Origin of the sequence: Streptomyces sp. (genome assembly GCF_019510245.1) — a bacterium.
Taxonomy (GTDB): domain Bacteria; phylum Actinomycetota; class Actinomycetes; order Streptomycetales; family Streptomycetaceae; genus Streptomyces.
Genome location: NZ_JAEKKT010000181.1, coordinates 1 through 15,483, shown reverse-complemented (window position 1 = coordinate 15,483; position 15,483 = coordinate 1). Strand labels below are relative to the sequence as shown.

General features: G+C 73.0%; 8 protein-coding genes. 5 read left to right on the top strand and 3 right to left on the bottom strand.

From position 1 onward, the window contains the following. Positions 1–4 precede the first annotated feature (4 nt). Positions 5–1,183, top strand: a complete 1,179-nt coding sequence (moeZ, locus tag JF597_RS36010; protein ID WP_123974302.1) for an adenylyltransferase/sulfurtransferase MoeZ — start codon at positions 5–7, stop codon at positions 1,181–1,183. Between the two features lie 63 nt (positions 1,184–1,246). Here moeZ and JF597_RS36005 read toward each other — a convergent pair whose 3' ends face one another. The 3 genes from JF597_RS36005 to JF597_RS35995 all read right to left on the bottom strand — a co-directional run bounded on the left by JF597_RS36005 (position 1,247) and on the right by JF597_RS35995 (position 7,291). After that, positions 1,247–2,794, bottom strand: coding sequence for an alpha/beta hydrolase (locus tag JF597_RS36005; protein WP_294005326.1), 1,548 nt, complete (start codon positions 2,792–2,794; stop codon positions 1,247–1,249). A gap of 121 nt (positions 2,795–2,915) precedes the next feature. Then, positions 2,916–4,457, bottom strand: a complete 1,542-nt coding sequence (locus tag JF597_RS36000) for an alpha/beta hydrolase (protein WP_294005323.1) — start codon at positions 4,455–4,457, stop codon at positions 2,916–2,918. Between the two features lie 68 nt (positions 4,458–4,525). After that, positions 4,526–7,291, bottom strand: coding sequence for a lysylphosphatidylglycerol synthase domain-containing protein (locus JF597_RS35995; protein WP_294005320.1), 2,766 nt, complete (start codon positions 7,289–7,291; stop codon positions 4,526–4,528). Positions 7,292–7,452: 161 nt separating this feature from the next. Between JF597_RS35995 and JF597_RS35990 the strand changes: the two genes are divergently transcribed. The 4 genes from JF597_RS35990 to JF597_RS35975 all read left to right on the top strand — a co-directional run. After that, a complete protein-coding gene (locus JF597_RS35990; protein WP_294005317.1) occupies positions 7,453–7,839 on the top strand; it encodes an MGMT family protein in 387 nt (128 codons plus the stop codon). Between the two features lie 266 nt (positions 7,840–8,105). Then, the gene (locus JF597_RS35985; protein ID WP_294005314.1) at positions 8,106–11,423 is read left to right on the top strand and encodes an ATP-dependent DNA helicase; all 3,318 of its coding nucleotides are present in this window, start codon (positions 8,106–8,108) and stop codon (positions 11,421–11,423) included. An 82-nt stretch (positions 11,424–11,505) separates the two neighbouring features. Then, positions 11,506–15,027 carry an ATP-dependent DNA helicase gene (locus tag JF597_RS35980; protein ID WP_294005311.1) on the top strand — a complete coding sequence of 1,174 codons (3,522 nt, stop codon included), beginning with the start codon at positions 11,506–11,508 and terminating at the stop codon, positions 15,025–15,027. A 10-nt stretch (positions 15,028–15,037) separates the two neighbouring features. Next, a partial coding sequence (locus JF597_RS35975; RefSeq protein ID WP_294005308.1) for a M20/M25/M40 family metallo-hydrolase occupies positions 15,038–15,483 on the top strand: 446 nt, incomplete at its 3' end.

Here is a 15,483-nt window from a genome sequence, read left to right as displayed (position 1 = left end):
CCCCGTGTCGCTGCCACCCCTGGTCGAGCCAGCCTCTGAGCTCACCGTAGACGAGGTCCGCAGGTACTCCCGCCACCTGATCATCCCGGACGTGGGGATGGACGGGCAGAAGCGGCTGAAGAACGCCAAGGTGCTCTGTGTGGGCGCCGGCGGCCTGGGCTCGCCGGCGCTGATGTACCTGGCCGCCGCGGGCGTCGGCACTCTGGGCATCGTGGAGTTCGACGAGGTCGACGAGTCGAACCTGCAGCGCCAGATCATCCACAGCCAGGCCGACATCGGCCGCTCCAAGGCCGAGTCCGCCCGTGACTCCGTCCTCGGCATCAACCCGTACGTGAACGTGATCCTCCACGAAGAGCGGCTCGAGGCCGAGAACGTGATGGACATCTTCAGCCAGTACGACCTGATCGTCGACGGCACGGACAACTTCGCCACCCGCTACCTGGTGAACGACGCCTGCGTGCTGCTGAACAAGCCGTACGTCTGGGGCTCCATCTACCGCTTCGACGGCCAGGCCTCGGTCTTCTGGTCCGAGTACGGCCCCTGCTACCGCTGCCTCTACCCGGAGCCCCCGCCGCCGGGCATGGTCCCCTCCTGCGCCGAGGGCGGCGTCCTCGGCGTGCTGTGCGCGTCTATCGGCTCCATCCAGGTCACCGAGGCCATCAAGGTCCTCACCGGCACCGGCGAGCCCCTCGTCGGCCGCCTGATGATCTACGACGCCCTGGAGATGCAGTACCGCCAGGTCAAGGTCCGCAAGGACCCGAACTGCGCGGTCTGCGGCGAGAACCCCACGGTCACCGAGCTCATCGACTACGAGGCCTTCTGCGGCGTCGTCTCCGAGGAGGCCCAGCAGGCGGCCGCCGGCTCGACGATCACTCCGAAGCAGCTCAAGGAGTGGATCGACGACGGCGAGAACATCGAGATCATCGACGTCCGCGAGCCGAACGAGTACGAGATCGTCTCCATCCCGGGCGCCAAGCTGATCCCGAAGAACGAGTTCCTCCTCGGCACCGCCCTGGAGGGCCTGCCCCAGGACAAGAAGATCGTCCTGCACTGCAAGACGGGTGTCCGCAGTGCGGAGGTCCTCGCGGTCCTGAAGTCCGCGGGCTTCGCGGACGCCGTCCACGTCGGCGGCGGCGTGATCGGCTGGGTCAACCAGATCGAGCCGTCGAAGCCGGTCTACTGAGCACAGGCTCCGCGGTGGGCGGGGGTTTCGGGCACGAAAAGGTGCCCGGCACCCCCGCCTTCGTCATGAGCAGACCGTGCCGTCCTTCGGGACCGTACCGCTGACCAGATAGGCGTTCACCGCCGAGTCCACGCAGTCGCTGCCGCTGCCGTACGCGCCGTGGCCCTCGCCCTTCCAGGTCAGCTCGACGCCCACGCCCTTGCCCAGTTCGTCGGCCATCCTGCGGGCGCCCTCGTACGGGGTGGCCGGGTCGCCGGTGTTGCCGACCAGCAGGATCGGCGCGGCGCCCGGTGCGCTCACCCCCGGTGTGTCCCACTGCCCCGCCACCGGCCAGTCGTGGCACCAGCCGGCCGAGTCCCAGCCCAGGAAGTCCCCGAAGACCGGCGAGACCTTCTCGAACTCCGCCAGCCGCTTCTTCGTCTCGGCGAGCGTCGGCCGCTCCTTGTCGTCCAGGCACGATATGACCCGTTGGGAGTGCGTGGTCGTGCCGTAGTGCCCCGAGGAGTCACGCTCGTTGTACTGGTCCGCGAGCGACAGCAGCTCCGAGCCGTCGCCCTGCTCGGCCGCCTTGAGCGCGCTGGTCAGCGTCGGCCAGCTGTCCTGGCTGTACAGCGGCAGCACGATGCCGGTGACCGCGAGGCTCTGAGTCAGCTTCCGCCCGGAGGACGTGGGCAGTGGTGCGGCGTCCAGACGCTTCAGCAGATCGGCGATCTTCCGGGAGCCCTGGTCCGGGTCCTGCCCGGTGGACCTGAGGTAGTCGTCCAGGGCCCGCTGGAAGCCGGCGGCCTGGTTCTTCTCCTGGCCGACCGAGTCGGCCGTCGGGTCCACCACCGCGTCCAGGATCAGCCGTCCCACCTTCTTCGGGAACAGGTGGGCGTAGACGCCGCCGAGTTCGGTGCCGTAGGAGATGCCGAAGTAGTGCATCTTCGCGTCGCCGAGGACCTGGCGCATCAGGTCCATGTCGCGGGCGGTGTCGGTCGTCGAGACGTGCGCGATCAGCTTGCCGGCGGCCTTCTCACAGCCCTTGCCGAAGTCGGCGGCGTCCTGGAAGTACGCCGTCTCCTCCGCCGGGGTGTCCGGGGTCGCGTCGATCGACTCGGCGCTCTGGATGTCCTTGTCGCTGCGGCAGCGGATCCCCTCGCTGGCGCCCACCCCGCGCGGGTCCCAGCTCACCAGGTCGTACCGCTCGCGCAGCGCGGAGACGGTGGAGGCGTAGTACGGCATCGTCGAGACGCCGGAGCCGCCCGGACCGCCGAAGTTGAACAGCAGCGAGCCGATCCGCTTCCCCGGCCCTCCGCTCGCCTGCTCCCGGATCAGCGCGAGCCCGATCGTCTCCCCGTCCGGCTTCGCCCAGTCCAACGGCACCTTGAGCGTCGCACACCGCCACTCGTCCCCCGGCGCGGCCGAGTCCGAAGTGGCCTTGCAGCGGCTCCAGTCGAGCTTCTGGGAGGTGAGGGAAACCGGCAGGGCGGCCGAACCGCCCGCAGCGGCAGACGGCTGCCGGGACGCGGCCTTCCCCTCGTCCCCGCCCCCGCCCGACGCCCCGCCGCCGCACCCGGCCACGAGCAGCCCCGCGGCGACAGCGGCCGCCCACCGTACATATCGCAACATGCGCGCACACCCCCCACACAGGCCCTCCGCGCATTCGTTGCGGGAGAGCGGTCAGGCCATAGTAGGCGCAGCGGCCGAAGGCCGTTGAAGCCTGTGGATAACCGCCTGACCTGCGGTTCTGCTACGTACAGACCGTTCCCGCCTTCGGTACCGTCCCCTCCAGCAGATAGCCGTTCACGGCACCCTGCACGCACTTGTCCTTGCTGTCGTACGCCCCGTGCCCCTGGCCCTTGTAGGTCAGCTCGACCCCGACGCCCTTCCCGAGCGCGTCCACCATCTTCCGCGCGCCCTCGTACGGCGTCGCCGGATCCCCGGTGTTGCCCACGACCAGGATCGGCGCCGCCCCGGGCGCGCTGACGTCGGGGTGGTCGGCGGCCCCCGGCACCGCCCAGTCGGTGCAGCTGACCATGCCCCACGCGAGGTAGTCGCCGAACAGCGGGGAGGCGGCGCGGAACTCGGGCAGTTTCTGCTGGACGTAGTCGGCGGTGTACCGCGGCTTCTCGTCGGCGCAGTTGATGGCGATGTTCGCCGCGGTGATGTTGCTGTACTCGCCGTTCTCGCTGCGGCCGTTCATCGAGTCGGACAGCAGCATCAGGATCTTCCCGTCGCCGTCGTACGCCTCTTCGAGACCCTCGGTGAGGTACTCCCAGAAGTCCTTGGAGTACAGGGACTGGGCGATGCCGTTGGTGGCGGCGGACTGGGTGAGCTCGCGGGGCAGGATGCCCGGGATCGGCTTCTTGTCGAGGTCCGCGAGGAGCTTGGCGATACGGTCCTTCACGTCCTGCGGGGTGTCGCCGATCGGGCACTCCGCCTGCTTCGACGTGCATTCCTCGGCGAAGTTGTCGAGGGCGAGCTGGAAGCCCTTCGCCTGCCCGAGCGAGCTCTGCTCCGGGTCCTGGGTGGGGTCGACGACGCCGTCGAAGACGGCCCGGCCCACGTTCTTCGGGAACAGGTGGGCGTAGACGCCGCCGAGTTCGGTGCCGTAGGAGATGCCGAAGTAGTGCATCTTCGCGTCGCCGAGGACCTGGCGCATCAGGTCCATGTCGCGGGCGGCGTCGGTGGTGCGGACCTGCGGCAGGATCGCCCTGGAGTTCTTCTCGCAGGCGGCGTTGAACTGCCTGGTGCGGTTGATCAGCTGGGTGCGCTCGGCACGGGTGTCGGGCGTCGCGTCCTGCTGGAAGTAGTTGTCGAGCTGGGCGTCGTTCTCGCACTCGACGGGGTCGCTGCGGCCGACTCCGCGCGGGTCGAAGCTGACGAGGTCGTAGCGGGTGCGCAGGGCCGCGTAGTCCGTGCCGAACGCGGGGAGCGTGGTGACGCCGCTGCCGCCGGGGCCGCCGAAGTTGAAGATCAGGGAGCCGATCCGCTTGCTCGCGTCGCCGCTGGCCCTGGCCCGGATCAGCGCGAGGCCGATGGTGGCGCCCTTCGGTTTCGACCAGTCCAGGGGCGCCTTCATGGTGGCGCACTGCCAGGTGCCGCCGCCGGGCAGCGGTGACGGCGCGTCGCCACCGCCCTCGGCCTCGTCGGGCGCCGGGCAGTTCTTCCAGTCCAGTTTCTGTGCCGCCAGATCCCCGTCCCCGGAACCGCTGCTGCACCCGGTCGGCAGGGCAGCCAGCACCAGGGCGGCGGTCAGGGCGGCGGCACGGATCCGGAAGGGGTTCGGCATGCTCCCATCCTGGGGTCGTGCCCGGCCACGCGCGCGGGGCGCGAGCCGTCCGAGGTACGCCCGCGCCCCTAGAGCGCGCCCTTGCGGGAGAGGTGGTTGAACGCCAGCCAGCCCGGCAGGACCGGCAGCCACAGGGTCAGCAGCCGGTACAGCAGGACGGCGGGTGCAGCGACCTCCTTGGGCAGGCCGACGGCGATCAGGCCGACGGTCAGGGTCGCCTCGACCGCGCCGACACCGCCCGGGGTCGGCGCCGCGGAGCCGAGCGCGTTGCCGGCGAGGAAGACGACGGCGACGCTGGCGATGCTGAGCGAGGTCGAGCCGTCGCCGAACGCGCGGATGGAGGCGTCCAGGCACATCACGAAGCAGGCGGTCAGCAGCAGCATGCCGCCGATGCCGGTGACGAGCTTCTGCGGCCGCTGCAGCACGTCCAGCATGCGCGGCACGACGCCGGCGAAGAGCGAACGCACGCGCGTGCTGACGAACTTCCGCAGGAACGGCACCGAGGTCACCACGAGGACCAGCACGGCGACGGTCAGCAGACCGGCGATGACCGTGCGGGACGGGGACAGCGACGGGGTCTTCTCGGTGCCGGTCAGATAGCCGAAGGACAGCAGCATCAGGATGTGACAGCCGAGCCCGAACAGCTGCGAGGCGCCCACGCTGGCCACCGCGAGTCCTGGACGCACGCCCGCGCGCTGCAGGAAGCGCGTGTTGAGGGCGACACCGCCGACGGCGGCGGGCGCCACGATCTTCACGAAGGAGCCGGCGACCTGCGCCGCCACGGTCCGCACGAACGGCACCCGCTCCGGCACGAACCCGAGCAGCGACATCGCCGCGGCGACGTAGCTGAGCGCCGAGAACAGCACCGCGGCGATCAACCAGCCCCACTGGGCGTTCGCCACCAGAGGGCCGAACTCGATGTGGGTGAGCTGGGTCAGCAGGTAGTAGCCGCCGATCGCGCCGGCGATGACGCTGATCAGCGTGCGGGGCCGCACCCGCTCCAGGCGGGCCGGCTCCACGGGTGCCTGCGGTCTGATCTTCAGCACCTGGTGCCGGATCTGGGTGAGCAGGTCCTCCTCGCGGGCCTCTTCCAGCGCGTCGTCCAGGGCCCGCTTCTCGGCCCGCTGCTCGGCGCGCACCGTCTTCTTGTCGGGCTTCCCGGCCTCCTCGGCACGGGCCAGCTTGGCCTGCCGGGACGCCTCCAGGACCGCGTCCCGCTCGCGCTGGGCGCGCTCCCTGGCCAGTCTGCGCAGCGTCGCGCGCGTGGAGCGCGTCAGCGCGATCGGCTGGAGCATCGGCAGGCAGTCGGCGACGGCGTCGGGGCCGAGCACGCCGACCGCCGAGGCCACCGCCCGCTCGGCACCCACCCGCAGCCCGAGCGTGGTGACCAGCTGGGCGACGTCCATGCGCAGCAGCAGTTCACCGGCCGCGATCTCGCCGCCGCGCAGGTCGGTGAGGATCACGGTGCCGGAACGATCCACCAGGATGGCGTCACCGGCCAGCCTGCGGTGCGCGATCCGGCGCGACTGCAACGCCTGCACCTGGTGCCAGGTGTGGCGCAGCAGTTCGTCGGTGATGTCCTCGTCGGCCAGCGAGTCGAGGGTGCGGCCGCCGGTGTGCTCGTAGACGAGCATCACGGCGTCGGGGCCCAGCTCGGAGGTGGCGATCAGCTTGGGGGCGTTGGCGCCGGCCGCGATCGCCGCGTACGCCAGCAGGGCCTCCTGCTCCAGGGCCTGGCGCAGGGACTGGAGGCTGGAGCGGGTGGCGAAGCCGCGCAGGGTCAGGTTGCGCCAGGCGCGGTAGAAGAAGCCCTGGGCCTGCTGTTCCCGGTCGACGACCGTGACGTCCAGCGGCGGGCCGTCCTCCAGGGTGACGAAGTAGCGCCTGCCCCGGTCGCCGTTCTCGGTGTCCAGGGCCTCCTCGCGAGCCGCGCCGACCGGGTGGAAGCCGACGTGCCTGAGGCCCGCCAGCAGGGTGCGTCCGGTGGGACGGACGTTGGGGGAGCCGACGGCGTACAGCGTGCCGTAGGCGACGGTCCAGCCGATCAGCACCGTGAGGATGATCGAGAACGGCGTCGTGTAGCCGGTGACGAGCATGGAGAACGCGTCGAGCAGCAGCACGATCCACAGCACGGACCGCCATCTGGGCCGCCGGGACATGCCGACGGCCGTCATGTAGGCGATGACGGGCGCGAGGTAGCCGTGCACCGGGTCGGTGAGGACGTGGATGTCGCCGGGGGAGGGCTGGGTCAGCGCCTCCTGGATCGAACCCGGCGCGGCCCTGGCCACCCACAGGTCGGTGGCGAGGGTCACGCCGTGCGCGAGGACGGCCGCGAGCACGCCGTCGGCGATGCGCAGCCCGTCCCGCTTGATCAGCCGCTCGATCGCGAACGCGACCGGCACCAGCAGGATCGCGATGCTGGAGGCCAGTCCCGCGAACCTGATCAGCAGGTCGGGAGCCTGACCGGTGCCCTTGTTGATGTCCTGTTCGAGACCGGAGGTGGTGCCGTGCGCGACCGCCGAGATGCCGAGCAGCACGGCGATGGCGAGCACACCGACCAGGAGCCGCATGAGGTCGGAGGGGCGGTGCACGCGCGCGGGGAGCAGCGGTTCGTCGCCCTCCACCTCGTCGGCGTGCGCCTCGTCGCACCCGTGGTCCGCCTCGGCGGTGTCCGGGGCCGCGGCGTCCGGGGCCACGGTCTCCGGTCGCGCGGTGTCCGGGTGCGCGGTGTCGGATCCGGGTGTGTCCGGGCGTGCGGCAGCGTCAGAGGTGCTCGCCCCGCCCTCGGGGGGCACACCCTGCTGCTCGGTCGTCTCTTCTTGATCTCGTATCACCAGTCACCGCCCGCACGATGGTGGCATGCTCCACCGACACCCGGGGGCATCAGGGTGCAGATGCGGGGGCGCACAGTCTGCCCCAAGCGCCGCGAGAGGGCGAGACGGAGGCCCGCCGCGGACCGCGCCGGTTGTCGGTGGGGTGCGGCAGGATGGGGCGAATGAGCGAGCAGAGCCTTCCCGAGGACACCCGAGAGGGGTACGTGGACGAACTGCCCGAGTACGCCGAGCGGGTCCTCGAGGTCGCCGAGCGGATCCCGCCCGGGCGCGTCCTGACGTACGGCGACGTCGCGGAATGGCTGGACGAGGGAGGGCCGCGCCAGGTCGGGCGGGTGATGTCCCTCTACGGCGGTGCCGTCCCCTGGTGGCGGGTGGTGCGCGCCGACGGGGTCCTGCTCCCGGGGCACGAGCTGGGCGCGCTGGGCCACTACCGCGCCGAGGGCACCCCGCTGAAGGAGGCGAGCAGGGCCGCGGAGGGCCATCTGCCGCGGCTCGACATGAAGCGGGCGCGGTGGGACGGCGGCGCGGACGCGGGGGCTCACACCTGACAGCTTCCGCCATCGGAGGCCCTCGGGGGGAACCGGTGGCCCGTACGAGGGACACCGGGGACGTCCGTGGCATGACGTACGTTCGTGAGATGAGCGGCGCGCGTGCCGCGAGCGCCCGGGGAGGCGGACGGGAAGAGGCGGAAGCTCTGCTCGCGTCCGGCTCGTCGGCGTAGCGTCGGCTGCGCGTGTCCCGCTCACCCCGCGGCCACCCCCGCGCACGCGCGACCGCGAACCGACCAGCACACCCACCAGGACCGGCGAACCACGTGAGCTCCTCTTCCTCCACCAGGCGCCTGCCGCACCTCCAGGTGCGGCAGGGGAACCGTGGCGCTTACCGACTGGTCCGTACCCCGCCGGCCGACGCGGATCCCCCTCGTCTGGACGCCGCACAGCGCGCCGTGGTTGACCACGGGTCCGGCCCGCTGCTCGTCCTCGCGGGTCCCGGCACCGGCAAGACCACGACCCTGGTGGAGTCCGTGGCCGCACGCATCGCCCGCGGCGCGGACCCCGAGCGGATCCTGGTGCTGACATTCAGCCGCAAGGCCGCCGTCGAACTGCGCGACCGCATGGCCCTGCGGGTGGGCGCGGCCCGCGCGCCCCGGGCGACCACCTTCCACTCGTACTGCTACGCCCTGGTCCGCGCCCACCAGGACAGCGGCCTGTTCGTGGACCCGCTGCGGCTGCTGTCCGGCCCCGAGCAGGATGTCGCCGTGCGTGAGCTGCTCGCCGGACAGCCCGACCTGGAGCGGCTCGGGCTGGACCATGTGCGCTGGCCCGACGAACTGCGCGCCTGCCTCACCACCCGGGGCTTCGCCGACGAGGTCCGCGCGGTCCTCGCCCGCAGCCGCGAACTGGGTCTGGACCCGGCCGCTCTGGACGCCTTCGCCCGCCGTATCGGGCGCCCCGACTGGCGGGCCGCGGCCGCCTTCCTCGCCGAGTACCTCGACGTCCTCGACCTCCAGGGCGTCCTCGACTACGCCGAACTCGTCCACCGCGCGGTGCTGCTCGCCCACCGCCCCGAGGTCGCCCTGGACCTCGCGGGGCGGTACGACGCCGTGTACGTCGACGAGTACCAGGACACCGACCCGGCTCAGGTGCGCCTGCTGCACGCCCTGGCAGGCGGCGGCCGCACGCTGGTCGCGTTCGGCGACCCGGACCAGTCGATCTACACGTTCCGCGGTGCCGACGTCAACGGCATCCTGGACTTCCCGTCGGCCTTCGCGCGCGTGGACGGCAGTCCCGCCCCGGTGCAGGTGCTGCGCACGTCCCGCCGCTCCGGGGCCGGTCTGCTGGCCGCGACCCGGCTGCTGACCCAGCGGATGCCGCTGACTCGGCTGCCCGCCGACAAGGTGCGCGCGCACCGTGAGCTGACCGCCGCCCTGGACGGCGGCCGCGTCGAGGTCTACACGTACCCGACGTCCGGCACCGAGCTGGACAACATCGCCGACATCCTGCGCCGGGCGCACCTGGAGGACGGCGTCCGCTGGAGCGACATGGCCGTCCTGGTGCGCGCCGGCTCCCACACCATCCCGACGGTCCGCCGCGCCCTCACCGCGGCCGGCGTGCCCCTGGACATCGACGGCGACGACGTGCCGCTGCGCCACGAACCGGCGGTGGCGCCCCTCCTGACGGCGCTGCGGGCGGTGGCGGCCGCGGATGCCGCGAGCACCCGGGAGAGGGTCGCGAGCGACCGGGAGGAAGCGCCCTCCTGCTGGCTCGACACCGAGACCGCGCTCACCCTGCTCACCTCCCCCCTCGCCGGCATGGACGCGGCCGACCTGCGGCGCCTCGGCCGTGCCCTGCGCGACGAGGAGCGCGCGGCCGGCAACGCCTTCCCGCCCCCGTCGGACGAACTGCTCGCGCGGGCGCTCGCCGAGCCCGAGCGCCTGGCCGTCCACGACCCCGGGTACGCGCGCGGGGCTCAGCGGCTCGGCGCGCTGCTCAGCCGGGCCCGCGAGCGCCTGACGGACGGCGGTACCGCCGAGGAGGCGCTGTGGGTCCTGTGGAACGGCACGCCCTGGCCATCCCGCCTGGAGCGCTCCGCCCGCCGCGGCGGCGCGGCCGGCCGCAACGCCGACCGTGACCTGGACGCCGTGTGCGCCCTGTTCGCCACCGCCGCCCGCGCGGAGGAGCGCAGCGGCGGCCGGGGCGCGCTGAACTTCCTCGCGGAGATCGAGGCCGAGGACATCGCCGCCGACACCCTCGCCGGCCGCGTGGTGCGCCCCGACGCCGTACGTCTGATGACCGCGCACCGCGCCAAGGGCCTGGAGTGGCGCCTGGTCGTCGTGGCCGGCGTCCAGGAGGGCCTGTGGCCCGACCTGCGCCGCCGCGGTTCGCTCCTGGAGGCCGACCGCATCGGCCGCGACGGACTCGCCGAACCGCTCACCCCGGGCGCGCTGCTCGCCGAGGAGCGCCGCCTGTTCTACGTCGCCGCCACGCGCGCGCGTGAACGCCTCGTCGTCACCGCCGTGAAGGCCCCCGCCGACGACGGCGACCAGCCCTCCCGGTTCCTCACCGAACTGGGCGCCGAACCCCAGGACGTCACCGGCCGCCCCCGCCGCCCGCTCGCCGTGGCCGCCCTGGTCGCCGAGCTGCGCGCGACCACCGTCGACCCGCGCGCGTCCGACGCCCTGCGGGAGGCCGCCGCCCGCCGCCTGGCCCGGCTGGCCGCCCTCGCCGACGAGGACGGCCGCCCCCTGGTGCCGTCCGCCCACCCCTACCGCTGGTGGGGCATGTTCGAACCGACCGAGAGCAAGGTGCCGCTGCGCGACCGCGACCAGCCCGTGGTGCTCTCCGGCAGCGCCCTCGACCAGCTCGCCAACACCTGCAGCCTGCAGTGGTTCCTGGGCCGCGAGGTGAAGGCCGACGCGCCCGCCACCACCGCCCAGGGCTTCGGCAACGTGGTACACGTCCTCGCCGACGAGGTGGCCTCCGGACGCACCCCCGCCGACCTCGCCGTCCTCATGGAGCGGCTGGACTCGGTGTGGAACGCGCTCGCCTTCGACGCGCCCTGGAAGTCGGCGCAGGAGAAGGACAACGCGCGCGTGGCGCTCGAACGCTTCCTGAAGTGGCACGTTCTGGACCGCACCGCACGCACGCCGGTCGCCAGCGAGCAGGACTTCGACGTCACCCTCGAAGCGGGCGACTACGAGGTGCGCATCCGCGGCCAGATGGACCGCGTGGAGGCGGACGGCGAGGGACGCGCGTACGTCGTCGACTTCAAGACCGGCAAACAGGCGCCCAGCGCGGCCGAGGTGGCCCGGCACCCGCAGCTCGCCGTCTACCAGCTGGCGGTCCGCGAGGGAGCCGTCGACGAGGCCTTCGACGGCGTACGTCCCGAGCCCGGCGGCGCCGAACTGGTCCACCTCCGACAGGGCGCCGCCCAGCGCGACGGCGGCGAGACCCTGCCCAAGGTGCAGGCGCAGGAACCGCTGGAGGGGGAGTGGGTCGGAGAACTGCTGGCCTCCGCCGCCGGCAAGGTCCTCGACGAACGGTTCGCGCCCACCACCGGCCAGCACTGCACCCACTGCGCCTTCCGCGCCTCGTGCAGCGCGCGGCCGGAGGGGCGGCACGTGGTGGAGTGAGCGCTGTGCCGTCGATTGCGCTGTTTCACCGAGTGCGGGTGCTTTTATCGATTGTCAGTGCCCGCCGCTAGCCTCTTTCCTCATGCCCGCCCGTATCACCGACCCCGAGCAGCTCAAAGAGCTCCTCGGCATCCCGTTCACCCCGGAGCAGACGGCCTGCATCACCGCGCCGCCCGCCCCGCAGGTGATCGTGGCCGGGGCCGGATCGGGCAAGACGACGGTGATGGCGGCCCGGGTGGTCTGGCTGGTCGGCACCGGGCAGGTGGCCCCGGAGCAGGTCCTCGGCCTGACCTTCACCAACAAGGCGGCCGGTGAGCTCGCGGAGCGCGTCCGCAAGGCACTCGTCCGGGCCGGGGTCACCGATCCCGACGTCATCGACCCGGACCACCCGCCCGGCGAGCCGGTCATCTCCACGTACCACGCCTTCGCGGGCCGGCTGCTGACCGACCACGGCCTGCGCATCGGCCTGGAGCCGACCTCCCGGCTGCTCGCCGACGCCACCCGCTACCAGCTGGCCGCGCGCGTGCTGCGCGAGGCCCCCGGCCCCTACCCCGCCCTCACCCGTTCCTTCGCCGACCTGGTCAGCGACCTGCTCACCCTCGACTCCGAGCTCGCCGAACACCTGGTACGCCCCGAGGACCTGCGGGCCTGGGACGCCGGACTGCTGAACACCCTGGCCGGCGTGAAGCTCGGCAACGCCGACCTGCGCAAGGTCCCCGAGGCGGCCGCAGCCCGCCGCGAACTGGCCGAGCTGGTCGTCCGCTACCGGGCCGCCAAGCGCGAGCGGGACCTGCTCGACTTCGGCGACCAGATCGCGCTGTCCGCGGCGCTGGCCGGCATCGCGGAGGTGGGCAGGCTGCTGCGCGACGAGTTCCGGGTCGTGCTCCTCGACGAGTACCAGGACACCTCGGTCGCCCAACGCGTCCTCCTGGCAGGCCTGTTCGGCGCCGGCACCGGCCACCCGGTGACCGCGGTCGGCGATCCCTGCCAGGCCATCTACGGCTGGCGCGGCGCCTCCGTCGCCAACCTGGACGACTTCCCCGAGCACTTCGCGCACGCCGACGGCCGGCCCGCCACCCGCCAGGCGCTCAGCGAGAACCGCCGCAGCGGCGGCCGCCTCCTCGACCTCGCCAACGGCCTAGCCGAGCCGCTGCGCGCCCTGCACGCGGGCGTGCAGGCGCTGCGCCCCGCCCCGGGCGCCGAGCGGGACGGCACGGTCCGCTGCGCCCTGCTGCGCACCCACGCCGAGGAGATGGACTGGATCGCCGACTCGGTCGCCCACCTCGTCCGCACCGGCACGCCACCGGGCGAGATCGCGGTCCTGTGCCGCACCGCGACCGACTTCGCGGAGATCCAGGGCGCCCTCGTCGCCCGTGACGTCCCCGTCGAGGTGGTCGGCCTCTCCGGACTGCTGCACCTGCCCGAGGTCGCCGACCTCGTCGCCGTCTGCGAGGTGCTCCAGGACCCGGGCGCCAACGCCTCCCTGGTCCGGCTGCTGACCGGCCCGCGCTGGCGCATCGGCCCCCGCGACCTGGCCCTCCTCGGCCGCCGCGCCCGGCGGCTCGTGACGCACACGCGCGTGGGCGACGCCGACGACCCGGACCGCAGGCTCGCCGAGGCCGTCGAGGGGGTCGACCCCGCCGAGGTGATATCCCTCGCGGACGCCCTGGACACGTTCCTGGAGCTGCCGTTCGACGGCGACCGGCCCGGGCAGGGGGACGACGGGCTGCCGTTCTCACCGGACGCGCGCGTGCGCTTCGCCCGCCTCGCCACCGAACTGCGCGAGCTGCGCCGCTCCCTGTCCGACCCGCTGATGGACGTCCTGCACCGCGTCCTCGCCGTCACCGGCCTGGAGGTGGAGCTGTCCGCGTCCCCGCACGCGCTGGCCGCCCGCCGCCGCGAGACGCTCTCCAACTTCCTGGACGTCGCCGCCTCCTTCGCGGCCGGCGACCAGGAGGCGACCCTGCTCGCCTTCCTCGGCTTCCTGCGCACCGCCGCCCAGTACGAGAAGGGCCTCGACAACGCCCTGCCCGGCGGCGAGAACACCGTCAAGGTGCTCACCGCGCACAAGTCCAAGGGCCTGGAGTGGGACGTCGTCGCCGTCCCCGGACTGGTCAAGGGCACCTTCCCGAGCAGCCAGGGCCGCGAGAAGTGGACCGCCCAGGCCAAGGTGCTCCCGCACGCCCTGCGCGGCGACACCGCCACCCTGCCCGACGTCGAGGCCTGGGACTCGCGGGGCATGAAGGCCTTCCACGAGGCCATGAAGGAGCACCAGCACACCGAGGAACTCCGCCTCGGCTACGTCACCTTCACCCGCCCCCGCTCCCTGCTCCTCGGCTCCGGCCACTGGTGGGGCCCCAGCCAGAAGAAGCCGCGCGGCCCCTCCGACTTCCTCTTGGCCCTCCACGACCACTGCGCCACCGGGCACGGCGAGATCGAGGCCTGGGCCGACGAACCCGAGGAGGACGAGGAGAACCCGGCCCTGCACACGGCGAGCGCCGACCAGGTATGGCCGCTGCCTCTGGACACGGCCGCGCTGGCCCGCCGCCGCGCGGCCGCCGAGACCGTACTCGCCCACCTGGACGCCCTCACGGCCGGAACCGGCCAAGGCGCTCCCGCCGGCCACGACACGGCCGCCGTCGAGGACCCGGACTGGCCCCCGCCGCCCGAGGACGAGGAACCCGATCCCGACGAGGACGGCCTCCAGGACACCGACTCCGCCGACTGGGACTCCTGGAGCACCGACCGCCCCACGATCCCGCACCAGGCCACGCCGCAGACCGTGCCCGCCGAGCGCACGCCTGCACACGCCGGCGCCCCGCTGCCCGAGCGCGTCGACCCCGCGTCGGAGGAGGACCTCCTCACCCCCGAGGAAGCCCGCACCATCGCCTCCTGGGACCGCGACCTCGACGCGCTCACCGGAGAGCTGCTGCGCGCCCGCCGGAACGTCACCGACGTCCCCCTCCCCGCCGCTCTGTCCGCGACCCAGCTGATGCGGCTGGCCGAGGACCCGGACGGGCTCGCGCAGGAACTCGCGCGCCCCATGCCACGCCCCCCGCAGCCGGCGGCACGCCGGGGCACCCGCTTCCACGCCTGGGTCGAGGCGCGCTTCGAGGAGCTCACGCTGCCCATGCTGGAGCCCGACGAGCTGCCCGGCAGCGACGCCGAGATCGCCGACGAACGCGACCTCGAAGCCCTCAAGGAGGCCTTCGAGCGCACCGAGTACGCGCACCGCACGCCGTACCGCGTCGAGGCCCCCTTCCAGCTCGCCCTCGCCGGCCGGGTCGTCAGAGGCCGTATCGACGCCGTCTACCGGACGGACCACGGCGACGGGGCGACGTACGCGACGACGTACGAGATCATCGACTGGAAGACCAGCCGTACCCGCCCCGCCGACCCGCTCCAGCTGGCGATCTACCGGATCGGCTGGGCCGAGCAGCAGGGTGTGCCGCCCGAGTCGGTCACGGCCGCGTTCGTGCACGTACGCACCGGCGAGGTCGAGCGGCCGGACGGTCTGCCGGACCGGGCAGCCCTGGAAAGACTGATCGTCGGACAAGCCGAGTGTGACGAACCGCCCGCCGAGGATGTCGGTCCGGGCCGATAGGCTCGTGACCATGAGCCAGACCCCGGACAGCGCCGTCCGCACGTACATCGAGGAGCACCGCGCCGCCTTCCTCGCCGACCTCGCCGAATGGCTGCGCATCCCCTCCGTGTCGGCCCAGCCCGACCACGCCCCCGATGTACGCCGCAGCGCCGACTGGCTCGCCGCGAGACTGACGGAGACCGGCTTCCCGACCGCGGAGGTCTGGGAGACCCCGGGCGCCCCGGCCGTCTTCGCCGAGTGGCCCGCGGGCGACCCGGAGGCGCCCACGGTCCTGGTCTACGGCCACCACGACGTCCAGCCCGCCGCCCGCGAGGACGGCTGGGACACCGAGCCCTTCGAGCCGGTCGTCCGGGACGACCGGCTCTACGCGCGCGGGGCGGCCGACGACAAGGGCCAGGTGTTCTTCCACACACTCGGCGTCCGCGCCCACCTCGCCGCCACCGGCCGCACCGCTCC